Below are 23,777 nucleotides of genomic sequence, written 5' to 3'. Positions count from 1 at the left end.
CTTTATGAGTTATGAAATAGTCACCAAAACGTCGCCTTCGTTCACAAAATCCCCCACGGCTATATGGACAGTCTCTGCAATACCAGCTTGATCGCTTTCAATAGGAATTTCCATTTTCATAGATTCTAATACAACAACAACTTCTCCTTTGGCTACACTTGCACCTTGCTGAACAAACACATTAAATACCATGCCTGCCATTGTCGCTTTGATTTCACTCATTGTGGTGCTCCTCCTTTATTTAATACGGTTGATAATAACGATGTGTTATAGGTGCCTTTTTCATATAACTCTTCATTTAACAACTGCTTAAATAGAGGAATATTCGTTTTGATTCCCTCTACAACAGCTTCTGTAAAATATGATTTAGCTAGTTCAATTGCATTTAAACGCGTACGACCAGTAATAATAACTTTTGCAATCATTGGATCATAAAAAGGTGTAACCGCATTCATATCACTGTAGCCGCTGTCTACGCGCGCATAGGTTCGCTCCGGCAAGTGATAACCCGTAATTTTTCCCGGAGCCGGTAAAAAAGTAAACGGATCTTCTGCATAAATTCGAAATTCAATGGCATAGTTATTTGCTGCTATTTCCTCTTGCACACGTGGAAGCTTTTCTCCGCGCGCAGCTAAGATCTGCCACTTAACTAAATCGACCCCTGCAATTTGCTCGGTGATCGGATGCTCAACTTGCAGCCGTGTGTTCATTTCAAGAAAATAAAAATTTTCGTCTTCATCCACAATAAACTCCACCGTACCTGCATTATAATATCCGATTGCTTTAGCCGCTTGAACGGCTTGGTTTTGCATGGCTTGTCGCGTACTTTCTTTTAAAGAAAGCGCAGGGGCTTCTTCAATCACTTTTTGATTTCTTCTTTGTACGGAACAATCGCGTTCAAAAAGATGAACGACATTACCATGCTGATCTCCAAACACCTGTACTTCGATATGTTTTGCGTTTGTGATAAGCTTTTCAATAAACATTCCTTCTTGACCAAAATATGCTTTTGCTCTTCCTTTTGTGGAGGCATACACTTGTTTTACGGCTTCTTCGTTATCGCAGCGCACCATCCCAATTCCGCCGCCGCCTCCGCTTGCTTTTAACATAACGGGATATCCAATTAGACTCGCTACTTTACAAGCCTCTTCAACTGACGTCACATCGCCTTCGCTGCCGGGGACAACAGGTACACCCGCTTCTTTCATCGCGGCACGAGCAGCAATTTTGTCGCCCATCATCGAAATGATTTCGGGAGAAGGACCGATAAAACAAAAACCTTCATCAATCGCTCTTTTAGCAAATGCACTATTTTCCGATAAAAATCCATACCCAGGATGAATGGCATCTACTTTTTCTTCATGACTAATTCGCAGCAATTCTTCTACATTCAAATATGACTTTTGCACAGGAGGCTCTCCAATTCGACGTGCTTTTGTAGCTGCTTGAACATAAGGAAGCTCTGCATCTGCATCGGAATAGACAGCCACCGTTTCAATGCCCATTTGTTTGCATGTATGAATAATACGAAGAGCAATTTCTCCTCGATTTGCAATCAGTATTTTTTTCACCTTTCTCTCCCCTTTCCTCAAATTTCTACTTTCCCCCATATAATTCTACAATAATTTTAAAACTCCTCTACAAATTTTGAAAACGCTTTCTATTTGAATCTCACTTTCCTTTTGCTTCCTTTCTAAAAAGTGATGCTTATAGTAATGTATTCTTCGTATTTAACTGAAAGAATTCATTTTTCCTCATGCGCATTGAATATTCGTTCACCGATCACGAAAACAGAATATTTTGTATTTTTGTTATATAATATTAGATGAACGAACCAAGCCAGTTCGTTTATCTAGCAAGGAGACATAACAAGGGGGATATGGGATGAATTACGAAGTGAAGCATTTAAAAATTAATTTTAAAACGCTAGAAGAGTTCAAGAAATTCAAAGAATATGGCATTCAAGAACTTTCAATGCTAGAAGAATTACATGCCAAAATTTCCGATAATGAAATAAATTCTCCGTTTTACGGTATTTATTTTGGAAATAGCTTAGTGGCTCGGATGAGTCTCTATAAGCGAAACAAACAGTACGATCAATATTTCGAGCCGCCTCAAACGTATATTGAAGTGTGGAAACTCGAAGTGCTCAGCGATTTTCAGCGCAAAGGATTGGGTCAAACGCTCGTTGAATACGCCAAATCCTTTCAATTACCTATCAAAACAAGCCCACGAGTAAAATCGAGTGATTTTTGGTCAAAAATGGGGTTCGTACCTGTAACATATGATATCGATCGTGATTTAGGAGAAAACCCTCTTATTTGGCTACCAAACGGTGTAAGCGAACAAAAATAAACAGCTGATTTCCAGCTGTTTATTTTATATCTATGTGGTATATATGATCAACATGAAGTAGGGAGCATTCAAACTGTCGCTTTACTTTTGAACTTTTTCTAGATTTAAATTTTTATCCACTTGAAATTTCACTTTTCTACTTTTTTCATCCTCTTTTAATACAACCATTTTACGAGCCCTCTCCATAATTTCAATAAGAGCTTTATAGTCATCTTCCACAATTAACAAGTTGTTTTGCAAAGCTTTTTTTTCTTTTTCCAAAATCGTTACTTTCTCTTGTAAACGTTCAATCTTTTGCTGCAGTTCTTCATTAGCTTCGAGAAGCTCTGACGAGTGCCTTTGCCCTTGATCTACATTTTCTAAATATTTAATTACCTCATTAAGCGAAATATGTTTCTCTGCTTCCATATATGATAAGCGTGCAGGCTGCTCGTCATCTTTTGAAACAGTTCTTGCTTTTAATTCTTTTCTCTGTTTTTTCGCAAGATCAATACCAGTCTTGTATTGTTTGCGCACAAAAGAATTCCAGCGGAAGCCACAAGCTGCTGATGTTCGTGTAAGTTTCTTCCCCACTTCTTCAAATGCAGCTAGCTGAGTGCCACCTTCACGTATATGACGCAGTACAATTTCTGCGAGTAATAAATCTTCATCATGAGTCCATGCATCTTGACGAGAAGAAGTCATTTTTCTATCCCTCCTTATCCGTACTTATTAAATGAATATGCACCTACTAGATAAGATAGACTATTGTTCCTCTTCTCAATCAAGAAAATCTTTCATATACTTTGAAGCAAAATGGGAAACCCGTGATTCTTTCATCTTTCGCTTATTAACTATATTGCTATGGAAATGCAGTTCATAACTATGTTTTTTTAACGATGACCTTTTGAACCGCTTCTTCATGCTCAGGCGACTCCCACAATATCGAGCAGCGATGAATTTCTTGTTCCATCCGATTCCAAACCCGGCTTTGCTCCCATTTCTCAATAGCGATTTCTTTGTAAGCTTGCAATACCTGGGTCGGTTTATGAGTGATAGGGGCTAACCACTCCTCACACCTCATAGTTAGTTCTTTAAACGACGTGACATAGGAAAGAAATCCAATTTGCTTTGCTCGTTCTACTCCATACAGCTGAGCACTGTAGATCATTTCCATCGCTTCTTGATAACGCAGCTTTTCAAGAAGAATGGTTCCTCCTCCCCAGCCTGTTGTAATTCCTAAATTCCCTTGAATAAAGCCCATTTCGCTATGTGTTGCACTTATACGGAAGTCACATGCAATCGCAAGTTCACATCCTCCTCCAACCGATGTTCCATTCAAAAGGGCAACTGTGGGTTTTGGGAGTGTTAAAATCTCATAAAGAATTTTCCCCATTTTCGTTAACATTTGAGACGCCTCTTTCGAAGTCTTTAGCTCATGAAATACGCTTAAATCTCCTCCACTGCAAAATGCATCTGAACCAGCCCCTGTAATTACGAAAGCTTTTACTAACTGATCATGTTTCACATAATCTACAGCTTGCTGCAGTTCATTCATAACATCATAATCAATAGCATTACGCTTTTCAGGACGATTAATCACAAACGTAGCAATGCCTTGGCTTGTAGTAAACAGCTCGCTTTTTTTCATGCTTTTTCCTCCTTATAGACAAGGTATGAATCCTTTTACAACAGTAATTGTTTATTTAAAAAGAGTTCTTGTTCTATAAGAAAAATCCTTCTCTCCCAAAGGGTAGAGAAGGAAAAAAGGCAAAAAAAATAAAAGACCCTTTAAGAGGGTCTTTTATTTAAATAAGCAATTATTTGCTTACTACGTCATTTCCTTTGTAAGTACCACAAGCTTTACATACGCGGTGTGATAGTTTCATTTCACCACAATTTGGGCACTCTACCATACCAGGAACTTGTAATTTAAAGTGCGTACGACGCGTTCTTTTCTTCATTTTAGATGTTCTTCTAAAAGGTACAGCCATTATTCCCACCTCCTTAAAAGAATTTTAAAATCATATGAAGGCCCGAAAGCCGGATCTTCGCATTTTTATTTCTTTTTGTCTTTAAAGAAATTTTCGAGTACGGCTAAGCGGGGATCTACTTTTTCCTGCTTTTCTTCTTCGGTAACAACTTCCCAGTCTTTTCCTGACTGTGGAGCTGCTCCTGCCGCTTGCTGATTTTCACTAAATACCTGCAGAGGAATTTCAACAATAATTAACTCTTGAATCAAAGGTTGTAAATCAACCGTTTCTCCCTCTACAATGCGTACTTCAGCATCTTCTTCATAATCAGCATTCACATTCAATAAAAACGTTTCAGTTGCGTTAATTTCAAACGGATACGGAACGTCAACTAATGTACGAGCACAAGGCAACGTCATTTTTCCTGAAATTTCAAGGTGAAACGTTACTTTCGAAGAACTAATGTCGGCTCTTCCTTTCACGTTTACATCTGACATTCTACGAATTTGAGGATCAGCATTCATAAACTCTTTGCCGTCAATCACTTCGTCAAATGTTAGACCTTTATTTTGCAACTGATACAATTGATGTATTGTCCATTTCATTGTTAATCACCTCAAGGCAACAAAGGTTATTATAGCTTTCACAAGATTATTTGTCAATATTTTTTCTTTACACTATAATGTACTTAAATATGCTTTTTTGTAAAAACTTCTTACTTTCATAAAAAAATGTTTTTAAAACAAAGAGCTAGACTAAAAATAATAAATTAAAAGGAGACATTATGCAAGCAGTTGGAATAATTGTCGAATATAATCCTTTTCATAACGGACACGCTTATCATTTGCAGCAAGCGAAACAACAAACCGGAGCAGATTGTGTGATTGCTGTGATGAGCGGGCACTTTTTGCAGCGCGGAGAGCCTGCTCTTGTATCAAAATGGTCCCGCACAAGAATGGCTTTAGCGGCTGGTGCAGACTTAGTCGTTGAATTACCCTATGCTTTTTCTACTCAAAAAGCTGAAACATTCGCAGGCGGCGCTATTTCTATTTTAGAATCCCTTCGCGCTGACTTTGTATGCTTTGGCAGCGAAAATGGCAATATTGACTCATTTACCCGCACCGCTGATTTGCTCGAAGCTCATGAATCAGAACTATCCGCTTTAATTCAACAAGAGATAAAAAAAGGGAACAGTTATCCAAAAGCAGCTTCCAATGCTTTCTTACAGCTTTTCACGGAGGCTCCTATTGATCTATCTCAGCCAAATAATGTGCTTGGAATGAGCTATGTAGCTGCCATTAAAAAACAGCATGCATCTATTAAACCATATACAATCACTCGAATTCAATCACATTATCACGATGATTCCCTGTCTTCCTCTTTTATTTCAAGTGCTACAAGCATACGTAAAGCTATTTTTGACAGCAGCAGCCATGGGGACCTGAGCAAGCACATGCCAGTTAGTACAGCAAATGAATTAGCAGCTTACAAGCAAGCACACGGACAGTTACATCATTGGGAGCATTATTTCCCATTTTTGAAATACAAATTATTAACTACTCCGCTTTATGACTTACAGCGTATTTATGAAATAGAAGAAGGTATTGAACATCGGCTCCTATCTTATATTTCTTCAGCTACTTCATTTGAAGATTTTTTAACAAATGTTAAAACGAAGCGATATACGAGAACCCGTTTACAGCGCATGTGCGTTCACCTTTTAACCAATACAACAAAAAGTGAGATGCAACAAGCTGATCCTTATATTCGCTTATTGGGAATGTCAAAGACAGGACAAGGCTATTTAAAAACGATTAAGAAAAAGCTGTCCCTTCCTATTGTATCCACTGTATCGCAATGTAAACTAAAAGAAATTGATACCGATATTAAAGCGACACATGTTTATAGTATGCCGTTTCAAGAGCCTCTGCGCTCTCAATTTATGAAACAAGAATACACGCAGCCTCCTATCATTTGGCCATAAAAAAATCGTCTGCAAGAGACGATTTTTTTATGGTTTCAGCTTTTCCAAATACGTTACGGCGTCCGAAAATGAATCTACGGGTACAATTTTCATATCACTGTCTATTTTTTTAGCTGTCTTCACTGCTTCTCGGTAGTTAGAGCTCGCAGCCCCTTTTTCATTTGGTGCAAAGAAAATCTTTGCTCCTTCTTTATCTGCGGCTACAATTTTTTGCGAAATACCTCCGATTGGTCCTACCTCTCCTTTATCATTGATAGTCCCTGTACCTGCAACGCGATGGCCTTTTGTCATGTCCTCTTTAACAAGCTGATTATAAATTTCAAGCGAGAACATCAGTCCAGCTGAAGGCCCTCCTATTTTTTCAGTATCAATATGTATATCGGGCTTAACTTTTAGTTCTTGGTTCGTTTCTAAGGCAATTCCTAGGCCTACTCGTTTCGGCTCGTCAGGGAATGCTTTAACTTTTAGAGTATGTTTGCTTTCTTTGCCATCTCTTTTTACATAAATTGATACTGAATCTCCTGCTTTTTTAGTCGATACGTAGTTGATTAAGTCCTCAGCAGTTTGAATTTTTTCCCCGTCTACTTTCGTTACTACATCTCCAACATGAAGTTTTCCATGTGCAGGCATATTTTCTACGACATATGTAACATATACGCCTTTATTGAGATAGGAAACGCTCTTTCCAGCTGCTTCGTATGCTACTGAAATAGCCGCATTTTTTGATGTATCCATCATATGTAATTGCCTTGTCGAGTAATCTTCATCGCTTTCACCTTGCTGCAAAATTTGCTTTGTAGGGAAAATTTCATGAAAGTCCTGTATTTTCGCAAGACCATATGAAAGAGGAGTTGCTCTGCCCATTCTTACAGTTGTCAGCATAAACGTCCCTTTTTCATGGTATCCATCTTCTACCTTAATAATAGGCGCAAGTTCTTCTGCCATTCCAGGCTTTGTAATGTAGTACGGCAAAGGATAAAAACAAAGCATTGCCACCACTGCAATAACAGCCAAATATACCAAAATTCTAATTCTAGATTTCACTTTTTTTGTTCTCCTTCCAATGATCAATTGCTTGTAGGATAGAAGGCAACTGCTCATGTGCTGCTTGTTCACCAATTGAAATCATTTCTTGAATGTTTGTAAACGCTCTGGAACTAAAAGTATCGAGATTAGGACGAATCATAATGTCTGAAGCAATGGTCCGATGAGCTACTAGCTCATCTTGCAAAATATCTAAACTTTGCATAATGACATCAAAAATAGAGCTGATTTCTGCATTCACTTTCGCTTTTGATACATCGACTCCAATAACAATATCAGATCCCATTTCTTTTACAACCGATACAGGAATACGGTCCACTACCCCGCCGTCTACAAGCAATCGTCCATCAATTACTTCGGGAGCAAAGATTCCTGGAATTGAAATACTTGCTCTCACCGCTTCAGCGATAGGTCCTTTTTTAAACACCACTTTCTCTCCTGTTTTCAAATCTGTCGCTACAATGGCAAACGGTATAGACAGCTGTTCAATGGTTCTATTTTGCGTAAAGGTGCGAACCAACGATTTCACTCTGTTTCCCGTAATAAATCCCATTTTAGGCACGGTAAAATCCAAATAATACTTTCGTTTGAACGTTAGCGCCATTTTATAAAGAGTTGCTAGTTCAATACCTGACGCATATAGTGCACCAACTAAAGCTCCCATGCTGCTGCCAGCTAGAAAATCAATAGGAATGTTATTTTCTGTTAGCGTTTTGATTACTCCTAAATGTGCAAAACCTCTAGCTCCACCTGAGCCTAACGCAACTCCTATTTTTGGGCTTTCCACTTTACCTGCCCCCTCGTTTTACCTTATAGACTTCTAAAAATGTAAAAACATTTGATGAGCTTCTCTATCATTGTTGCCCTGTATTCGGTAGGACTATTCTTCATTTTCTATTTGTTCATTTAGTATGAAGCTAAAGATATGTTTTGCTCAATACACGGTGGTTATTAAGCATTATACTATACTGAAGGTTGTTTTAAGAAATTCTTTCTCTTCGCTTGCTGCGTATACGTTTTTTTACTCCTTGACTATCCTAGAAGTGCATTGATTTATGTATATGAATTGTATTTCCAAATGTGACAAGACGCCTTTTTATTCAGTATGAATTTATTTTCTCCTTACTCATAGGCATAAAGTCGATGCATAGCTTCGTATATTGATATATAGAAGAACTTGTACATTTGCCTAAAACTCCTCATTTCATTCATATCAAGATGACATGAGCTTAGAAAAGGAGATGAATCGTTCGTTGAATAAATCAATGGTGAAAACACTTCTGCTCGGGACGAGCGTAACGCTTCTCGCTATTGCGCTTATTGTATATCCAAAAGAAGCGCTAGAAGGTTCAGTAAGAGGTCTCAACACATGGTGGAAGGTCGTCTTTCCTTCTCTGCTGCCCTTTTTTATTGTTTCAGAAATGCTTATTGGGTTTGGCGTAGTGAAGTTCATTGGGATCTTATTAGAGCCGTTTATGAGGCCTTTATTCCGAGTACCTGGAGTAGGGGGTTTTGCTTTAGCAATGGGCATGGCTTCTGGGTTTCCTTCAGGAGCAAAAATCACTTCCCGGCTGCGTCAAGAAAAGCAGCTAACAGCTATAGAAGCTGAAAGACTCGTATCATTTACTAACTCATCTAACCCTATTTTTATTTTTGGAGCTGTGGCAGTTGGCTTTTTTCACAATCCAGCTGTCGGTATCATATTAGCTCTCTCTCATTACATAGGGAATATTTGTGTAGGACTGGTAATGCGTTTTTATGGATCAGCAAAACCGAAAGGACAAGTAACTCAAAAACCTTCTTTATCGTTAGCTTTTCATGAAATGCATAAAACGCGTTTAAAAGATAAGCGTCCTATCGGGAAGCTTCTAGGAGATGCGGTTACTTCTGCTGTTCAATCTCTCTTAATGATTGGCGGTTTTATCATTTTATTTTCTGTATTAAACAAACTTTTATATGTTACTCATATTACCGCCGTTTTAAGCAGCGGTCTAGCTTATTTATTTTCCCTTTGTCATATAGGGACTGAACTGAGCCTTCCTTTTATTTCAGGGCTTTTTGAAATCACGCTAGGAAGCCGTCTAGCAAGTGAAGCGCCAGACACGCTGCTGTTTCATCAAATTATCATCGTTAGCTTTGTATTAGGCTTCAGCGGTTTCTCCGTTCAAGCACAAGTGGCTAGTATACTCGCCGAAACAGATATTCGATTTTTCCCGTTTTTTATTGCACGCATTTTTCACGGCTGTTTTGCGGTAGTATTCACTATTTTTCTATGGGGTCCTCTTCGAGAATCCATTACTACTTTTCAAGCATCTGAAGGAGCACTGCCGGTTTCTTCTCACTTGGAGTCCGTTACGATTCTATCGCAGTGGCTAAACGTGTACGGTCCGCTCTTAACGATTTTTACGCTGTGCTGCTATATTTATATATATTCAAAACGAACGTTTCTTCATCGTTCCCAGTAAAAAAAGAACGCGACGTTTTCTTATCGGCAAAGAAAACGTCACGTTCTTTTTTATCTTATTTTTGAGACAGCTGTTCAAATTTTTCCGCAAGCGCTTCTCTAACAGGGGGAGGAACTAATTCAGAAATATTCCCGCCATATTTAGCTACTTCTTTTACAATACTAGAACTTAAAAACGAGTATTGATTATTTGTCATCATAAATAACGTTTCGATTTCTTTATCTAATACGCGATTTACAGATGTGATTTGCATTTCGTACTCAAAATCCGATACTGCACGTAAACCTCTTAAAATGGTCTTTGCCTGCTTTTCTTTTGCATATTCCATTAATAATCCACTATACGACTCTACTACCACATTAGGAAGTGATTTTGTTACTTCTTTCAGCAAAGCTACTCGCTCTTCCCCTGTAAATAAAGGACTTTTTGAAGAGTTATTTAAAACAACCACATAAATCGTATCAAATACATTTGCGCCTCGTTTAATAATATCAAAATGTCCATTTGTAACTGGATCAAAGCTTCCTGGACAAACAGCTATACTGCCCATACGTATCCCCTTTCTACATCTAACAGCTCATTGATTTAGTCAACTGATTCTTCTTTTTTGTATGTATAAATAGAAACACCAATGATACCGTACGTTTCGCTTTTTATTTTTTCAAATAAACCAATCTCATCATCTAACTGTACATCATGAGAATGCTCCGCTACAATAATTCCTGTTTTTGCTAGAAGATTTTCTTCACTTACCGTTTCGATAAGCGCTTTCAACTTTTGTGCTTTATACGGTGGATCAAGCAAAAGTAAATCGACAATCAGCTCCCTTTTCTTTATCGCTTTCAGTGCACGTTCTGCATCATTTCGATACACTTCAGCGCGGTCTTCTAACCGGCAAGATGCTAAGTTTGCTTTAATCGTCTGAATCGCTTTGCCATCCCGATCCACAAAAATGACTTTATCTATTCCTCGGCTTAGAGCTTCAATTCCCAAGCCACCGCTTCCACCGAACAAATCAAGAGCTGTTCCACCTTCAAAAAACGGTCCAATCATATTAAAAATAGCTTCTTTCACCTTATCTGTTGTAGGGCGGGTTGAGTATCCTGGAACCGCCTTTAACGCATGGCCTTTATATAAACCTGCTACTACTCTCATCCTTATCACTACCTTACTTTTACTTCCTTATTCTTCATTATCCTAACATATTTTGAATTACAAAGACTAGCAAAAATCCTCAATTTATTCAATGCTGTATACATTCTATGCAGTAACCAGCAGCTTGCTTTTATGCTGGACTTTTACGGCCGTGTCCTTAGATACACTGATTCTTTTCTAAAAGATACACCTATGAAGATCATTCGGCATTTCGTTCATAGAAGAATTCCTTTACTTTAATATGTCATAACAAACGTAAATTTACCCTTTTTCTCTGTTATGTTATCAGTCTTTTATGTATTAAAAAGTGAATTTCACAAGACAGGTATATGAACGTTTAAAACGGACATACTGACTAGTAACAACATCATCTAACCGATGTTGTTGCCAACCGCGGAGAAGACTTACGTTTCCCCATAAGTTCTTCCTCCGGTTTCTCCTCTCCCTTTGCCTTCATCAAGGTGCTTGTAATCGCAGAGGTGATTACACCCCTTTATTGAAGGGCCCTACAATGAGTAGTTGTAGGGATTTTTTTATTTACTCTTAAAATATTCAGTGATACATTAAACTACGTGAGTTTGCTTTTTTAATACATAAAGGGGGAAATACATATGATTCAGCGTTTTATTGAGCTCGGAGAAGGGTATTCAGATATTTATGAGCTGTTAGAGATTGTCAAAAGCAACAAACACCGTCTTGCTCATCTTATTATGCTGCGAACAGTAAAAGAAGATCGACAAGTAGCTTCTTTTGTCGCTGTCTTGCATCCAACAGCTGAAGGGAATTTCCAACCGCTTTACGTTTGCCGAGAAGGAATTGTTTTAAAACAAAACGACAGCAAGCGCGTTGAGTTATTTAAACGAGCTGCTGAGGAAGCGGGAAAAGAAATTGTGGTACTCGATGTCAAACCATCTACTACATTTCCAGAAACAGCACTCTACTATCAGCACCTTATTGGCATTTTGCGAATGAACCGCTTTATTCCGCCAATGCAATAATCTCATCCCTGCCTATTCGTTTACTAAGGGCAAGTAAAATAAAAAAAGGAATGTAAATAACATTCCTTTTTTGTTTAAATTCCTATCTTATAGTCATATTCCTTCGCCTTATCCGGCTTTGAATTTTCGAATTCTGTTTTTAAAAACGGCCGATAAGAAGGATCTACTTTCTTCACAAAAGGTAGAGACTGAAGTTTATGGATTGTTTTTTCAATGCCATCTTGGTTGCAATATAAGACAACATACTTTAATTCTTTAGATACGTAATGTACATTTCCGTACTTTCGCAATGCTTTTGCTTGCTTAACAGAATGCACATACGCCACAATTCCTTGACGTTCAACAAACATATTTAGTTCCCCTTTTGCATACGTTATATTGGTTTTCTTTATCATAAATTCTTTTATATGAAGTAGGTGCTTTATGTATGAATTTAGATGATATCTGGATGCTCTTTCTTACTCATTTTAACGAGCAGAGAGCTATTGAACAAGTCATTTTCAAAAAAATCACAAATATACCCTTTTTGTATATAAACACATCAATTAAGCGTAGAAAAATAGATGAGCTTCTAGAAGCTTCATCTATTTTTGCTACATCCAATACAAATGCTACGTGGCGCTCAACTTTTGTCAGAAGTCAGCATCTTACTTATGTTTATCAGCATAGGTTTTACGTTCCACAGCGTAAAATGGCCTGCTGCGGAAATTCCTGTGCTGATTGCGTTCGATTTATACAGTGAACGGCTTATGCGCTGCACCCACAGCTTCCACCAGATCCGCAGCCACCGCCGCAGCTGCTTCCCGTATCAAAAAACGGATTTCCCGTTGGTACTTTCACATGCTCTGAAACAGCTTGACCAAGGATAACGCTAATTTCATCAAGCAGCTTTTGTAATTCACTTTCTGCTTTTTTGAACGCAGCGATTGTCGCGTGTAAATCAACTTGACGCTTTACATCACGTACTTGTCTCGTAATGGTTTTATAATCAGGATGATATTTTCCAAATCGCTGAACATCCTCATACTGTTCCTTTATTTTCACAAATTCAGCAATTAATGCCTGTGCATGTGAATCTTTATTTAATCTATATAAACATTGACGATAGTTCTCGGCTACGTCTGATTGTAACACCATGTTCGCTACGTGATCAGACTCATCGAGTAATTCAACAGTTCTCATTGTTGTCAGCATGGCTGTGCACCTCCGTTTTTATCTTATCACGTTTTGGATCTAAAGAAAAAGAACTTGCTAAAACAGCTTACACTGATTTACTACAAGTTCTACTTTTTAACTATATAATTTCAACCGTAAAGGTATTCCTCACTTGATAACTTTCTTCTTTAGATTTCATCAGTTCAATCGTAACAGTATGAGATCCTTTTGGAAGATCACTTAAAACAAAGGCTGCTTGCTTCATTTCTTTAAATGGTTTTCCATCTACTTTGATTTGAAGGAATCCACTCTCTGTTGAAAATGAAAACCCGCTTAGAATACATTCGACGTATACGTTTTGTCCTTTCACATGCTGGTGTACCATCAGTGAAGGTTTTGTATTCATTGCACCAAACGTTTCAGCTGCCCGCGGCTGAGAGGAAATTTTAGTTTCAGGTTTTGGTTTATCATGGTTGCATCCTAGCAGAGAAACTACACATAAGGCCGTCGTTAATAGTAAGCGCATAATACCATTCCTTTATCATTCGTTTCTCCATAGTGTTTACAAACTCTTTGTTTTTACTCATGACGTGCAAAAATCTCTGCATCGCTATGTATGCAGAGATCATTGATTTTTCATGGACTGAAACATATGAAACATCATGTTTGCCATTTGAATCGAATTCGAAAACTTTTCGACTTTATGAGGAATCGTTTGTTTGTAGTAGTGCTTAGATTCTAATTCAAATTTCTCCAGTTCTTCAGGATTTCTAGATAAACGCCGGTACCACATTGGCTGTTCACGAACGAAGTCGTTGAGTTTAGGACGAGACTGCATATACTCGTATATATCTTTTCTCATTGCGTTTAATCTTTCCTAAAGCCAAATGGATTCCCTGGCCCGGAAGCTGCTCCTCCACCAGATGGCTTAGATGGCTGAAATTGCTGCAGTACTTGTTGAATATTGGAAATAGCTGAATTTACATTTGTGATATGATTTTGCATTTGATTCAAGTCCATGTTTTTCAGCGAGGATACGATTGTACCCATGATATCTTTTTTCTCCTCTGTTGCAGCAGCTGGTTCAGCCTTTGCACTTTCTTCTGAACGATATGCCTCCCACATTGGATCTTCTGCACCGAATAAATACCAATCTTCATAAAGCTCTTTCCACGTTTTTTGCTGCTTTCGAACCTGTTCTACTAATTTGGGATGTGATTTTACAAATTGTTTAAATTCCACAACGGACGGATGAAGCTCTCGTTTGGTTTCCTTCACAGTCACTCACCTCATACTTAAATATAGCCTACTATATCTTAGAAAAAGAGAGCTCGTTTCGTGCGCCTATTTCAAAAATTTTTTATAGCTGTTTTTTTGAAGAAGCACGAACTGTGAACCAGTATGTAATGAAAATAGATAAAATGCTTAGCCAAAATGTAAAATAACCAATTTCAGACATATACGCATTGAGCATGCTGTATCTTGGCATCATAGAAAAAACGTAATCAATGATATCATTATGTACAGCCCATACAGCGGCAACAGCTACATGCCATAATTTAATGCGGTAAAACGGTACGTACAAAAGCCCTTGAAAAGCCATTGCTGCATGAGAAGCCATTAACATAAGCATCATCCAATCAATGTATCCTGTTAACACATAGACCAATACATTCATTACGACGGCCCAAATCCCGTATTTAAACAGCGTGATCATTGCTAAAGCTTCAAACAGTGAAAAATGCTTTCCAAGTAAAAGACCGATAAGTACAATAACAAAAAACAGGCTTGCCGTTGGACTATCAGGCACAAATAATAAAAACTTCTTAGGTGTTTCCGCTAATTGACTTCCATACCAAATATATCCGTAGATTGTTCCTAGTATATTCACAATCAGCAAAAGCGTTAAAAAACGCTTATCTTTTAAGGTATACCATAACCAAGCCATTTAGAAAGTCTCCTTTACATTTAATCTCTTCTTTATTATGTACAGTTTTTGAACAATAGCAAGCACCTATCTCATTGATGTAAAACACAGCATTAAATAAATTCAAAAAAACCAGCCCTTTGGCTGGTTTTCATTATTCTTTTCCTAAGTTGCCGACAAACTCCGAGAGCGTTTTCAATTCTTTATCTGAACCTTTGAAAACACCTTTTGGCATATTGCCTCTACCATTTTTTGCGATCTTGGCGATTTCCTCAGGAGATAAATCAATTCCTGTTAAAGCCGGAGCCGCAGGACCTCCCTGTAAGTTATCACCATGACAGGTTAAGCACGTTTGCTTTTGCATGATTTTGTAGCCTTCTGAATTTTTGTCAATCGCTACTTCTTCTCTAATTTTCCCTTGCTCTTCACGCGCTTTCCAGTCCACCTGTGTCGCTGACTGCCACGTTAGGAAATAGACTGCTGCTATAGCCAAAAGCATGAATCCTGTTGCAAACGGCCTCTTAGCTGGTCTTCTTTCTGGTCCTCGATCAATGAACGGAGCAAGCATTAATGCGCCAAATGCAATCCCTGGAATAATAAATGCACCTATAATATTATATGGACCAGAAGCAAATGAATATTTAAGCAATTGATATAGGAACAAAAAATACCAGTCAGGAAGAGGCAAGTACCCCGTATCAGTCGGATCGGCAATACGTTCAAGAGGAGATGGATGAGCGATGGTTAAACATAGATAACCGATTAAAAAAACTGCCCCTACCATCCATTCTTTTAGTAAAAAGTTTGGCCAGAATGCTTCTGTTTTCCCTGGAAATTCAGAGTAATCTTTTGGAATATTGGGTTTTCGTTCTGCAGGAACACGTGAATCTCCAACAAACTTCATCCCTTTACCACGATGCATGTTCTCCCTCCTTTTTCTCACTGTTCTAGTGAAAGTACTAACAACGGAGTATGTGCTTGATGCATATGATGACTAGTGTGATTGAATACTTGAATAAAGCGTATAAAATTTTATAGTGGTCCTGAAATTCCTTGTTTACGAATCATTAAGAAGTGGGCACCCATTAAGCCAAGTAGGGCTCCGGGTAAAAAGAATACGTGAATGGCGAAAAAGCGAGTTAGTGTTTGAGCACCAACGATGTCTGGATGTCCTGAGAGTAACGTCTTCACTTGCTGGCCTATAATTGGTGTGGATTCAGCAATTTGCAAACCTACTTTCGTTGCAAAGAGCGCTTTCATATCCCACGGCAACAAATAACCTGTAAAACCTAAACCTAACATAACAAAGAAAATTAACACACCCACAATCCAGTTTAACTCGCGGGGTTTTTTGTATGCTCCTTGGAAGAAAACACGAAGTGTATGTAAAAACATCATGACGATAACCAAACTTGCTCCCCAGTGATGCATACCTCGAACAATTTGTCCGAAAGCGACTTCATTTTGCAGATAATAAACGGATTCCCATGCATTTTTTATATCTGGTACATAATACATAGTTAAAAACATGCCTGATAAAATTTGAATAACGGTAACAAAAAACGTTAATCCACCAAAACAATACACAAATGCTGAAAAGTGATGTGCAGGATTTACGTGCTCTGGCACTTCATGATCGGCCACATCTCGCCATAAAGGAGTAATATCTAGCCGTTCATCCACCCAGTCATAGATTTTATTCAACATTTTCTATGCCCCTCCTTGTGGTTTGGCTTTTCCTAGATATAACGTACCGCCTTTTACTTTTTGAACGTATACATCTAACGGTCCCATCGGTGGTGTCCCCGGTACATTTTTACCGCTTTTTTCATACATTCCCCCATGACAAGGACAGTAGAAACGGTGTGGATAGTTTTTGTCACCAGCCCAGTTAACCGTACAGCCTAAATGCTTACAAATTGGTGACAGCGCGACGATTTCACCTTTATCAGTTTTGTACACCCAAGCCGATCTTGGCTCTTCTGATTTATGCCACGCATCCACTTGCTTGATTTTAAAATCGACACGTTTCGGCTCTTTTGTAATGTCTTTAACCTGCGCCACAGCTACTAAATCCTGACCCGCTTCTTTTTCTAAAATTGGATCTACTGCAAAGCGCACCATTGGCATTAACATTCCAGCAGCCATGAATCCCCCTACACCAGTGAGCGTATAGTTTAAAAACTGTCGTCTTGATACCCGATCACCCATGCTTTTCCCCCCTTTAAAAAAGTTCAGTCCAGAGAATTTTGGACACATGATGGACCATTCTATTAAACTAGGACATAATCATGATATATTAATATTTCTGGAAGGTCAATACAATAAAAACCTAAAACATGGAAATAACCTTTATTTTTCTAAATTTTTTGTCATTATTTTGTTTGCGCTTCCATTGCTTATTCTACAGTCTTTTTAAACACTCCATTTCTCTACAAAAATCGGTAAGAGCTGTTGAACTTGTTCATGTATGAGCGTATACTTATGCGACTCATCTATATGCTCAAGCGGTAAAGCAGGTATCCAAATGCAGTACGCCCCTATTTCTTTTTCAAACTGCAGCCAGTCTCGGTCGCTAGTAAGCACAAAAAGATGTTTGACTTCATTGTCATTTATATGCTCATTCCAACGAAGTAATGTTTCATAAACAGCAGCTACTCCATCTTTTTTTAAGTATGTAAAACTAGGTGTTAAAATCACTCTTCCTTTAAATTGCCTCTCTAACTCTTCAGTAAGAGCAGTCGTATATTCACTCATAGATGCAGTAAGCTTTAAATCTTCTCCGAAATCAATCGGAATGAGTGGAACCAATACAGTATCAACATAACTTTTGGATTGTAAGTACACATCCATTTCCTTGGCCTGAAGCTTCAACTTCCTTCTCCTCTCAGCAAGCCCGCTAAAGCTTGTCTTATTTATTTTCCAAAATGAATAAGGAGATAAAAAAAGAGATTGACCTTTTTCTAAGAAGCTAGCCAATCCCTCAGTTATCTACTGTACATAATGGTTATTTAAATATTCGCTTAAGCGCTGAAATTCCTCTTTATCGTTTTCATCTAATGCTTTATCAATTAGTTCCATGATTTTTGATCGCTGAAACTTCTGAATAGATTCTTCCAATATTTGCTCAGCTAATACTCTGTCTTTTTCATTTGTTTGATTAGCTTTTGGCATATACGGATTGTCTTCCAGTACAGCCACATATTGAGGCGATGAATACAACGATCGGAAGTTTAATTGAATATAAATGTCTTCTTCTCGATTCAAACGAATATCATGAAATGATTTTTCTGCATCGGTTGTCATGATATTTTCTTTATAAAAACGAAATGGAGGGTCTTCCACACAGTGCGTAGACATCACCATCCCGCGAGGACAAAACTGTGCTTGCTCAACGAAGTGAACTCGTTTCATCAATTGATCATGGCTCATCAAATAATTTAAAATCCATACACATTCTCTTCGCTTCAGCTGATAATTCGTTAAAAACCAGCGAACAAATTCTTTTTTCTCGTTGACAGTAACAGGGGTCGTCATATTCTCACTTCCCTCCTCTGTGTTTAAACTCTCAGTTAAAACACCTTTTACAGTTATTTATTCCACACGGCAGCAATAAAATCCTCTGAACTATTATTTATTCTTCTAATTGAAATAATATGTCTTGAATTTCATCTACTGTTGGATCCATTGCTAATAAGGCTTGGAAAATCCCCTTCGCTTTCGAGCGCTGTCCTTCTTCTAATAAGAAGTAGCCATACTCTTCTAAAAACGCATACTCTTCTTTAAAAACAGTGTATGCAGATTCGTAGTATTTTAGCGCTTCTTCATAATTTTCTAATTCTTGGTGAGCTTTTGCTAAATCCCATTCAAAATGAGGGTCATGCTCATTATATTCTTTGGCGTGCTCTATATTCTCTACTACATCTTCATATCTCTCTTGACTCATATAAAGTTTAGAGAGAGTTAAAATGGCTTCAATATACCCTGGATCTAGTGCAATCGCTTGTTGAAATGCCGATTCAGCGTCTTCTTCTAGACCGCGCTTTAATGCTATCTTCCCTTTAAAAAAGTAAAGTTCTTTTTGAAATTCATCCTGCGCAATACCTTCGTTAACAGCCACCGCAGCCTCTTCTAGCATCTCTTCATGTTCATATGATTTTGCTAAATATAAATAAAGAGAATGGTACTCACGGTCTAGCTCTTTTAGTTCTGTGAACTTTTCAATAGCGGTCTGATAATGACCTGCTTGATACGCTGAAATCGCATATTCAAATAGTGTGTTAATCTCAAGCTTATCTTTTAGCGCTTGATCAAAGTAAGGAAGCGCTTCTTCAAACTGGCCGATACCTGCTAAACTTTCAGCTAATCGCTGACGAAGATCCGTGCCGTTAAATTCTTTTTCTGTTTTTAGCAGCGTTTGATAAAAAGGAATCGCCTTTTGATAAATTCCTTGACTGCTGTAAAATTCACCGAGCCCAAAATCTATAACCGGCTCATTTGGAAGCATTTTTTTTGCTTCCATTAACTTTTGCTCACTTACTTCACTAAGGCCTTGCATTTGATATAAGTCAGCTACAAGAAGCAGAGCTGGCACGTAGTTATCATCTTCGCTGCTAATTTGATTTAAAATATGAATCGCTTCTTCTTCTTCTTCTAAATCGATAAGCATTTCAGCTTTTAATAAATACAGCTCGCCTTCTTCTGGGTATTTAGCGATGAGCTCGTCTATTAAAGGCAGCGCATCATTTACTAGTCCCCACTCTTGAAGCTGTTCAGCCATTAAAAATTTTTCTTCGTCTGTAGCTTTATCTTTCAATTCATGAATAAGGGCAAGACCTTTTTCAATTTCATTGGATTCTACGTAACCTATCGCGCGGTCTAGTTCTTTCACACACAATTCTCCTTTATTATTACATTCACTTTTTATATACAAATAAAACGAATTAATTTTCTATTTTTTCCAAACCGAAGCAAGAACACATGCTTCTATACACCATGATAAAATAGTTTGAGCGTTTGTTCAACAAATCAATTTGAGTGCGCTTACATTTTTCGAATAAAAATCCGAACGAGTTTGATTCTCTATCAAGAATATCAATTCATCGTTCGGATTTTCCTTCCACCAAAATGCGCTTGTTCCAGCCTCTTTCTTATTCGCTTAGTTTATCAAGATCTTCAAAGAAAGTAGGATAGGAGACGTGAATAGCTTCACTTCTCATTAGTGTTACCTCTCCCGTTGCAATGGCTGCTGCGACCGCAAGCATCATTCCAATTCGATGATCTCCATAACTGTCTACTTCACCGCTTTTTAGAGCCGTCTTGCCTTCAATGATGAGGCCATCAGCTGTTGGAGTAACAGAGGCACCGAGCTTGCTTAACTCCGTTGCAACCGTATCGATACGGTTCGTTTCTTTTACTTTTAATTCTTCGGCATCTTTAATAACTGTTTTCCCATTCGCCTGAGTCGCCAAAAGAGCGATCACTGGAATTTCATCAATTAAACGAGGAATTAAATCCCCCCCAATTTCAATCCCTTTCAACTGAGACGTTTCAATCGTCAAATCGCCAATAGGCTCTCCATTTTGAATACGTTCATTAGAAATTGTAAGGCGTGCACCCATTTGCTGAAGCACATCAATAATACCTGTTCTTGTAGGATTGAGTCCGACGTTTTTCAAAACGATTCGGCTGTTTGGAACAATGGCTCCTGCAACAAGAAAGAACGCAGCTGAAGAAATGTCACCAGGTACGTATACATCCGTTCCGCGCAGAGATTGTCCTCCTTCAATGCTTACAGTCGTTCCATCTACCTCTACGTCTACTCCAAAGGCGCGAAGCATACGCTCTGTATGGTCCCGTGATGTAAAAGGCTCGGTTACTTTTGTTGTGCCTTCCGCATGAAGTCCCGCTAGTAAAATCGCTGATTTTACTTGTGCACTTGCTACAGGAGAATGGTAATGAATTGCTTTTAAAGCCCCTCCTCGAGTGGATAAAGGCGTATATTGGCCGTGCTCACGCCCATCAATCTTTGCACCCATAGAGCGCAGGGGCACCGTAACGCGGCTCATAGGACGCTTGGCAATCGACTCATCTCCAATTAGAGACGTATGAAATGGCACACCTGCAAGAATCCCAAGCATTAAACGAGTAGTCGTTCCTGAATTTCCTACATCTAAGATGGAAGCAGGTTCACTTAACCCTTCGATACCTTTACCTTCCACTTCGACATACTCGTCTTCTCTTTTAATCGATACGCCCATCTTTTCAAAACACGAAATCGTACTTAAGCAATCTTCCCCTGCTAAAAAATGATTAATCGTTGTTTTCCCTTCTGCCATCGCTCCGAACATCACAGCTCTGTGAGAAATCGATTTATCTCCAGGAATAGAAATTTCTCCTTGGAGAGATGAAAGATTAGTTTTTAATTGTTTTCCACTCATTTCATTCACACCTTTCGTATATTAAGAAATAAACGTCTGATATTGATGCTGATGGAGACACGCTCTTGCCCGCTTTCTATCTTCCTCTGTTTGAAAGCTCAAACGTAATACTCCGTATATGTCTTCTCGTGTTTCTAAAATTCGAATGTTTGTAATACTGATTTCATCTTCTGCTAAATAACCCGTTACTTCTGAAATAATCCCCGGATAGTCAGGAACATCCACATAGAGATCATAAAAGGATGGAATCGCTCCTTTGGTTCGTACAGGAAGCTGATCTCTAAATTGTTTTGCTTGTGAAAAATATGTATAGATATCGTTCGCGTCTTTTCGTTCGATCATATTTCGCACGTCGTTCATTTCTTCAAGCCAGTGGTCAAACATTGAAAGAAGCGCATCCTGGTTATGAAGCAAGATATCTCTCCACATCGCTGGACTGCTTGAAGCAATACGTGTAATATCACGAAACCCTCCAGCTGCAAGCTGCGAAACTAGCTGGTTGTCTTGTTGGTAATATTCTGCTTGATGAACAAGGCTTGCAGCAATAATATGAGGAAAATGGCTGATGACACCCGCTAATTTATCATGTTCTTTTGGTGACATCACAATAATTTTGGCTTTTGTACCACTTAGCAATTCCTTTAAACTGCCTAAAGCCTCCGAAGAAGTAGAAGATGAAGGTGTTAATACATACATTGCATTTTCAAACAAATGAGCTTTAGAAGCAGCTACTCCGCTTTTATGAGACCCCGCCATTGGGTGACCGCCGATAAACTCAATACCTTTAGCAATAAGGGCTTCCGCTGTTTTCACGACCTCTTCTTTTGTACTTCCTACGTCTGTGACGATAACAGACTGTTTAAGCGTAAAATGTTCTAACTGTTTTAGCACTTCCGCTGCTTGAGTGACCGGAATGGCAATAACAATATAATCCGCTTGCTCCGCGCCTTGTTGTAAAGAAGAAGCCGCTTGGTCAATTACACCTAGGGTTTTGGCAAGCTCCAGCTGCTCTTGATTAATGTCAAAACCTATTACATCAAGATGATGATGCGTCTTTTTTATATTAAGTGCCAGCGATCCTCCAATTAACCCCAAACCTATAACAAAAACATTTTCTTTCACTTTCCTTCACCTCATTGTACATATGAAGATGAGAGTGTGAAATCACACTCTCATCTTTTACTATATTAGGTATTAAGCTTTCGCTGCTGCTTGGTTAACAAACTGCTGAAGCAATTCAATAATTTGTTCATTTTGTTCTTTTGTTCCCACTGTAATACGAACGGAAGTTGGGAAGCCTAATGCATTCCCTGAACGAACAATAAATCCGCGTTGCAATAAAAATTGAAACACTTCATCGCCTTGACGACCAAAATCGATTAGAACAAAATTAGTGAAAGACGGATAATAGTTTAAGCCATTCTTATCACAGAAAGCATAGTATTGCTGCAAACCTTCTTCATTTTTCTTTTTACACTCTTCAATGAACGCTTGGTCTTCAAGAGCAACAATTGCTGCTTTTTGAGCCATGCGGCTTGTATTAAAAGGTTCACGAGCCGGCTCAATTTTTTGTAGCAATGATTCGTTTGCAATACCGTAACCAATGCGCAAAGAAGCTAAGCCGTATGCTTTTGAAAATGTGCGAAGTACAATTAAGTTTTCGTATTCATTCAAAAACTCTACCGTATCCGGATAGTCGGCTTGATCTGCTGCATACTCAAAATAGGCTTCATCCATAACGATTAATGTATGCTTAGGAACTTGTTTCATAAAAGAAATTAACTCATCGCCCTTAACATACGTTCCCGTTGGGTTATTAGGACTGCATACCCACACAATTGTCGTATTTTCATCAATTGCACGAAGCATAGCATCTAAATCATGATCTCCGCCGCGCAGCGGTACTTCACGAATTTCTGCACCTTCAATTACGGCATTGTGCTTATATTGAGGAAATGACGGCGTCGGCATGACAGTATTTGTATCAGCCGATAGCAAAGCTCGGCAAATAATTTGAATGACTTCATCAGACCCATTTCCAAAAATCAGCTGATCTTGCTCTACGCCTACGTGCTTTGCTACTGCTGCACGCAGTTCAGCTGCATAGCCGTCTGGATAAAGCGCCATATTTTCGATTTCTGCAGCAATCGCCTCTTTTACTAAAGCAGAACTGCCGTAAGGATTTTCATTAGATGCTAATTTTACAACGCGATCTAAATTAAATTCACGCTTTACTTCTTCAATTGGCTTACCTGGTTTATATGGAGATAAAGTTAGTAATTGTTCTTTTACCTTCAACGTG

At 38.5% G+C, this 23,777-nt stretch carries 30 protein-coding genes; 5 read left to right on the top strand and 25 right to left on the bottom strand.

What is annotated here, in order from left to right:
* Nucleotides 1-9 precede the first annotated feature (9 nt).
* Both AC0KUU_RS03065 and AC0KUU_RS03060 read right to left on the bottom strand, forming a co-directional pair.
* Nucleotides 10-222 (bottom strand): biotin/lipoyl-containing protein, encoded by a 213-nt coding sequence (locus AC0KUU_RS03065; RefSeq protein WP_013058971.1) that lies wholly within the window; start codon nt 220-222, stop codon nt 10-12.
* The gene (locus AC0KUU_RS03060; RefSeq protein ID WP_322552411.1) at nt 219-1,571 is read right to left on the bottom strand and encodes an acetyl-CoA carboxylase biotin carboxylase subunit; all 1,353 of its coding nucleotides are present in this window, start codon (nt 1,569-1,571) and stop codon (nt 219-221) included. Before AC0KUU_RS03060 ends, AC0KUU_RS03065 begins: the two co-directional genes overlap by 4 nt.
* Nucleotides 1,572-1,884: 313 nt before the next feature.
* Here AC0KUU_RS03060 and AC0KUU_RS03055 point away from each other — a divergent pair, with 313 nt between their 5' ends.
* Nucleotides 1,885-2,355, top strand: a complete 471-nt coding sequence (locus tag AC0KUU_RS03055) for an N-acetyltransferase (protein WP_013058973.1) — start codon at nt 1,885-1,887, stop codon at nt 2,353-2,355.
* An 81-nt stretch (nt 2,356-2,436) separates the two neighbouring features.
* On the opposite strand, the gene AC0KUU_RS03050 is transcribed toward AC0KUU_RS03055, so the two are convergent.
* The 4 genes from AC0KUU_RS03050 to AC0KUU_RS03035 all read right to left on the bottom strand — a co-directional run bounded on the left by AC0KUU_RS03050 (nt 2,437) and on the right by AC0KUU_RS03035 (nt 4,912).
* Nucleotides 2,437-3,039, bottom strand: coding sequence for an RsfA family transcriptional regulator (locus tag AC0KUU_RS03050; protein ID WP_013058974.1), 603 nt, complete (start codon nt 3,037-3,039; stop codon nt 2,437-2,439).
* 178 nt (nt 3,040-3,217) lie between these two features.
* The gene (locus AC0KUU_RS03045; protein ID WP_013084864.1) at nt 3,218-3,985 is read right to left on the bottom strand and encodes an enoyl-CoA hydratase/isomerase family protein; all 768 of its coding nucleotides are present in this window, start codon (nt 3,983-3,985) and stop codon (nt 3,218-3,220) included.
* 169 nt (nt 3,986-4,154) lie between these two features.
* Nucleotides 4,155-4,328 carry a 50S ribosomal protein L32 gene (gene rpmF / locus AC0KUU_RS03040; protein ID WP_013058976.1) on the bottom strand — a complete coding sequence of 58 codons (174 nt, stop codon included), beginning with the start codon at nt 4,326-4,328 and terminating at the stop codon, nt 4,155-4,157.
* A gap of 65 nt (nt 4,329-4,393) precedes the next feature.
* On the bottom strand, nt 4,394-4,912 hold the full coding sequence (locus AC0KUU_RS03035; RefSeq protein ID WP_043976411.1) for a YceD family protein: 519 nt from the start codon (nt 4,910-4,912) through the stop codon (nt 4,394-4,396).
* A 179-nt stretch (nt 4,913-5,091) separates the two neighbouring features.
* Here AC0KUU_RS03035 and AC0KUU_RS03030 point away from each other — a divergent pair, with 179 nt between their 5' ends.
* The gene (locus AC0KUU_RS03030) at nt 5,092-6,291 is read left to right on the top strand and encodes a nucleotidyltransferase (RefSeq protein ID WP_162214921.1); all 1,200 of its coding nucleotides are present in this window, start codon (nt 5,092-5,094) and stop codon (nt 6,289-6,291) included.
* A 27-nt stretch (nt 6,292-6,318) separates the two neighbouring features.
* Here the strand turns inward: AC0KUU_RS03030 and AC0KUU_RS03025 are convergent, their stop codons facing one another.
* Both AC0KUU_RS03025 and AC0KUU_RS03020 read right to left on the bottom strand, forming a co-directional pair.
* The gene (locus tag AC0KUU_RS03025) at nt 6,319-7,335 is read right to left on the bottom strand and encodes a SepM family pheromone-processing serine protease (protein WP_322552412.1); all 1,017 of its coding nucleotides are present in this window, start codon (nt 7,333-7,335) and stop codon (nt 6,319-6,321) included.
* Nucleotides 7,325-8,122: a patatin-like phospholipase family protein gene (locus AC0KUU_RS03020; RefSeq protein ID WP_013058980.1), complete on the bottom strand. Its 798-nt coding sequence runs from the start codon at nt 8,120-8,122 to the stop codon at nt 7,325-7,327. Before AC0KUU_RS03020 ends, AC0KUU_RS03025 begins: the two co-directional genes overlap by 11 nt.
* Nucleotides 8,123-8,588: 466 nt before the next feature.
* Between AC0KUU_RS03020 and ylbJ the strand changes: the two genes are divergently transcribed.
* A complete protein-coding gene (ylbJ, locus tag AC0KUU_RS03015; protein WP_043976409.1) occupies nt 8,589-9,800 on the top strand; it encodes a sporulation integral membrane protein YlbJ in 1,212 nt (403 codons plus the stop codon).
* Nucleotides 9,801-9,855: 55 nt separating this feature from the next.
* On the opposite strand, the gene coaD is transcribed toward ylbJ, so the two are convergent.
* Both coaD and rsmD read right to left on the bottom strand, forming a co-directional pair.
* The gene (gene coaD, locus AC0KUU_RS03010) at nt 9,856-10,350 is read right to left on the bottom strand and encodes a pantetheine-phosphate adenylyltransferase (protein WP_013058982.1); all 495 of its coding nucleotides are present in this window, start codon (nt 10,348-10,350) and stop codon (nt 9,856-9,858) included.
* Between the two features lie 35 nt (nt 10,351-10,385).
* A complete protein-coding gene (gene rsmD, locus AC0KUU_RS03005; protein WP_043976407.1) occupies nt 10,386-10,955 on the bottom strand; it encodes a 16S rRNA (guanine(966)-N(2))-methyltransferase RsmD in 570 nt (189 codons plus the stop codon).
* Nucleotides 10,956-11,566: 611 nt separating this feature from the next.
* Here rsmD and AC0KUU_RS03000 point away from each other — a divergent pair.
* Nucleotides 11,567-11,953 (top strand): DUF7147 family protein, encoded by a 387-nt coding sequence (locus tag AC0KUU_RS03000; RefSeq protein WP_013084871.1) that lies wholly within the window; start codon nt 11,567-11,569, stop codon nt 11,951-11,953.
* 74 nt (nt 11,954-12,027) lie between these two features.
* Here the strand turns inward: AC0KUU_RS03000 and AC0KUU_RS02995 are convergent, their stop codons facing one another.
* Nucleotides 12,028-12,303, bottom strand: coding sequence for a YlbG family protein (locus tag AC0KUU_RS02995; RefSeq protein WP_013058985.1), 276 nt, complete (start codon nt 12,301-12,303; stop codon nt 12,028-12,030).
* A 77-nt stretch (nt 12,304-12,380) separates the two neighbouring features.
* Here AC0KUU_RS02995 and AC0KUU_RS02990 point away from each other — a divergent pair, with 77 nt between their 5' ends.
* Nucleotides 12,381-12,695 carry a hypothetical protein gene (locus AC0KUU_RS02990; RefSeq protein ID WP_016765456.1) on the top strand — a complete coding sequence of 105 codons (315 nt, stop codon included), beginning with the start codon at nt 12,381-12,383 and terminating at the stop codon, nt 12,693-12,695.
* A 5-nt stretch (nt 12,696-12,700) separates the two neighbouring features.
* On the opposite strand, the gene AC0KUU_RS02985 is transcribed toward AC0KUU_RS02990, so the two are convergent.
* From AC0KUU_RS02985 to hisC, 14 genes are all read right to left on the bottom strand, one after another.
* Nucleotides 12,701-13,147, bottom strand: a complete 447-nt coding sequence (locus tag AC0KUU_RS02985; protein ID WP_016765457.1) for a YlbF/YmcA family competence regulator — start codon at nt 13,145-13,147, stop codon at nt 12,701-12,703.
* 100 nt (nt 13,148-13,247) lie between these two features.
* Complete coding sequence (locus tag AC0KUU_RS02980) at nt 13,248-13,634, bottom strand: carbohydrate-binding protein (RefSeq protein WP_013058987.1); 387 nt, start codon at nt 13,632-13,634, stop codon at nt 13,248-13,250.
* 99 nt (nt 13,635-13,733) lie between these two features.
* A complete protein-coding gene (locus AC0KUU_RS02975) occupies nt 13,734-13,970 on the bottom strand; it encodes a YlbE-like family protein (RefSeq protein WP_013058988.1) in 237 nt (78 codons plus the stop codon).
* A 5-nt stretch (nt 13,971-13,975) separates the two neighbouring features.
* Nucleotides 13,976-14,386 carry a YlbD family protein gene (gene ylbD, locus AC0KUU_RS02970; protein WP_013058989.1) on the bottom strand — a complete coding sequence of 137 codons (411 nt, stop codon included), beginning with the start codon at nt 14,384-14,386 and terminating at the stop codon, nt 13,976-13,978.
* Nucleotides 14,387-14,468: 82 nt separating this feature from the next.
* A complete protein-coding gene (gene lhaT / locus AC0KUU_RS02965) occupies nt 14,469-15,056 on the bottom strand; it encodes a lipoprotein heptaprenylglyceryl N-acetyltransferase LhaT (RefSeq protein WP_013058990.1) in 588 nt (195 codons plus the stop codon).
* 133 nt (nt 15,057-15,189) lie between these two features.
* Entirely contained in the window at nt 15,190-15,957 is a 768-nt protein-coding gene (locus tag AC0KUU_RS02960; protein ID WP_034649101.1) for a menaquinol-cytochrome c reductase cytochrome b/c subunit, read from the bottom strand.
* A gap of 110 nt (nt 15,958-16,067) precedes the next feature.
* A complete protein-coding gene (gene qcrB / locus AC0KUU_RS02955; RefSeq protein ID WP_013058992.1) occupies nt 16,068-16,742 on the bottom strand; it encodes a menaquinol-cytochrome c reductase cytochrome b subunit in 675 nt (224 codons plus the stop codon).
* Between the two features lie 3 nt (nt 16,743-16,745).
* Nucleotides 16,746-17,246 carry a QcrA and Rieske domain-containing protein gene (locus tag AC0KUU_RS02950; RefSeq protein WP_013058993.1) on the bottom strand — a complete coding sequence of 167 codons (501 nt, stop codon included), beginning with the start codon at nt 17,244-17,246 and terminating at the stop codon, nt 16,746-16,748.
* A 204-nt stretch (nt 17,247-17,450) separates the two neighbouring features.
* Nucleotides 17,451-17,909, bottom strand: a complete 459-nt coding sequence (locus AC0KUU_RS02945; protein WP_025750392.1) for a YpiF family protein — start codon at nt 17,907-17,909, stop codon at nt 17,451-17,453.
* A gap of 117 nt (nt 17,910-18,026) precedes the next feature.
* Nucleotides 18,027-18,572 carry a ReoY family proteolytic degradation factor gene (locus tag AC0KUU_RS02940; RefSeq protein WP_013058996.1) on the bottom strand — a complete coding sequence of 182 codons (546 nt, stop codon included), beginning with the start codon at nt 18,570-18,572 and terminating at the stop codon, nt 18,027-18,029.
* 97 nt (nt 18,573-18,669) lie between these two features.
* Nucleotides 18,670-19,932: a tetratricopeptide repeat protein gene (locus AC0KUU_RS02935; RefSeq protein ID WP_272911060.1), complete on the bottom strand. Its 1,263-nt coding sequence runs from the start codon at nt 19,930-19,932 to the stop codon at nt 18,670-18,672.
* A gap of 253 nt (nt 19,933-20,185) precedes the next feature.
* A complete protein-coding gene (gene aroA, locus AC0KUU_RS02930; RefSeq protein ID WP_043976400.1) occupies nt 20,186-21,475 on the bottom strand; it encodes a 3-phosphoshikimate 1-carboxyvinyltransferase in 1,290 nt (429 codons plus the stop codon).
* A gap of 21 nt (nt 21,476-21,496) precedes the next feature.
* A complete protein-coding gene (locus AC0KUU_RS02925) occupies nt 21,497-22,597 on the bottom strand; it encodes a prephenate dehydrogenase (protein WP_043976398.1) in 1,101 nt (366 codons plus the stop codon).
* Between the two features lie 72 nt (nt 22,598-22,669).
* On the bottom strand, nt 22,670-23,773 hold the full coding sequence (gene hisC / locus AC0KUU_RS02920; RefSeq protein ID WP_025750397.1) for a histidinol-phosphate transaminase: 1,104 nt from the start codon (nt 23,771-23,773) through the stop codon (nt 22,670-22,672).
* Between the last annotated feature and the right edge of the window lie 4 nt (nt 23,774-23,777).

It is taken from the genome of Priestia sp. ST2 (assembly GCF_055810735.1).
Note: the sequence above shows the minus strand (reverse complement) of the source record. Positions and strands in the feature narration are given on the sequence as shown.

Bases quoted from the DNA above. Each gene is read 5' to 3' on its own strand.
- AC0KUU_RS03065 (WP_013058971.1), bottom strand. From the start codon at position 222: ATGAGTGAAATCAAAGCGACAATGGCAGGCATGGTATTTAATGTGTTT.
- AC0KUU_RS03055 (WP_013058973.1), top strand. From the start codon at position 1,885: ATGAATTACGAAGTGAAGCATTTAAAAATTAATTTTAAAACGCTAGAA.
- AC0KUU_RS03050 (WP_013058974.1), bottom strand. From the start codon at position 3,039: ATGACTTCTTCTCGTCAAGATGCATGGACTCATGATGAAGATTTATTA.
- AC0KUU_RS03045 (WP_013084864.1), bottom strand. From the start codon at position 3,985: ATGAAAAAAAGCGAGCTGTTTACTACAAGCCAAGGCATTGCTACGTTT.
- rpmF (WP_013058976.1), bottom strand. From the start codon at position 4,328: ATGGCTGTACCTTTTAGAAGAACATCTAAAATGAAGAAAAGAACGCGT.
- AC0KUU_RS03035 (WP_043976411.1), bottom strand. From the start codon at position 4,912: ATGAAATGGACAATACATCAATTGTATCAGTTGCAAAATAAAGGTCTA.
- AC0KUU_RS03030 (WP_162214921.1), top strand. From the start codon at position 5,092: ATGCAAGCAGTTGGAATAATTGTCGAATATAATCCTTTTCATAACGGA.
- coaD (WP_013058982.1), bottom strand. From the start codon at position 10,350: ATGGGCAGTATAGCTGTTTGTCCAGGAAGCTTTGATCCAGTTACAAAT.
- rsmD (WP_043976407.1), bottom strand. From the start codon at position 10,955: ATGAGAGTAGTAGCAGGTTTATATAAAGGCCATGCGTTAAAGGCGGTT.
- AC0KUU_RS03000 (WP_013084871.1), top strand. From the start codon at position 11,567: ATGATTCAGCGTTTTATTGAGCTCGGAGAAGGGTATTCAGATATTTAT.
- AC0KUU_RS02995 (WP_013058985.1), bottom strand. From the start codon at position 12,303: ATGTTTGTTGAACGTCAAGGAATTGTGGCGTATGTGCATTCTGTTAAG.
- AC0KUU_RS02990 (WP_016765456.1), top strand. From the start codon at position 12,381: ATGAATTTAGATGATATCTGGATGCTCTTTCTTACTCATTTTAACGAG.
- AC0KUU_RS02985 (WP_016765457.1), bottom strand. From the start codon at position 13,147: ATGCTGACAACAATGAGAACTGTTGAATTACTCGATGAGTCTGATCAC.
- AC0KUU_RS02980 (WP_013058987.1), bottom strand. From the start codon at position 13,634: ATGCGCTTACTATTAACGACGGCCTTATGTGTAGTTTCTCTGCTAGGA.
- AC0KUU_RS02975 (WP_013058988.1), bottom strand. From the start codon at position 13,970: ATGAGAAAAGATATATACGAGTATATGCAGTCTCGTCCTAAACTCAAC.
- lhaT (WP_013058990.1), bottom strand. From the start codon at position 15,056: ATGGCTTGGTTATGGTATACCTTAAAAGATAAGCGTTTTTTAACGCTT.
- AC0KUU_RS02960 (WP_034649101.1), bottom strand. From the start codon at position 15,957: ATGCATCGTGGTAAAGGGATGAAGTTTGTTGGAGATTCACGTGTTCCT.
- qcrB (WP_013058992.1), bottom strand. From the start codon at position 16,742: ATGTTGAATAAAATCTATGACTGGGTGGATGAACGGCTAGATATTACT.
- AC0KUU_RS02950 (WP_013058993.1), bottom strand. From the start codon at position 17,246: ATGGGTGATCGGGTATCAAGACGACAGTTTTTAAACTATACGCTCACT.
- AC0KUU_RS02940 (WP_013058996.1), bottom strand. From the start codon at position 18,572: ATGACGACCCCTGTTACTGTCAACGAGAAAAAAGAATTTGTTCGCTGG.
- aroA (WP_043976400.1), bottom strand. From the start codon at position 21,475: ATGAGTGGAAAACAATTAAAAACTAATCTTTCATCTCTCCAAGGAGAA.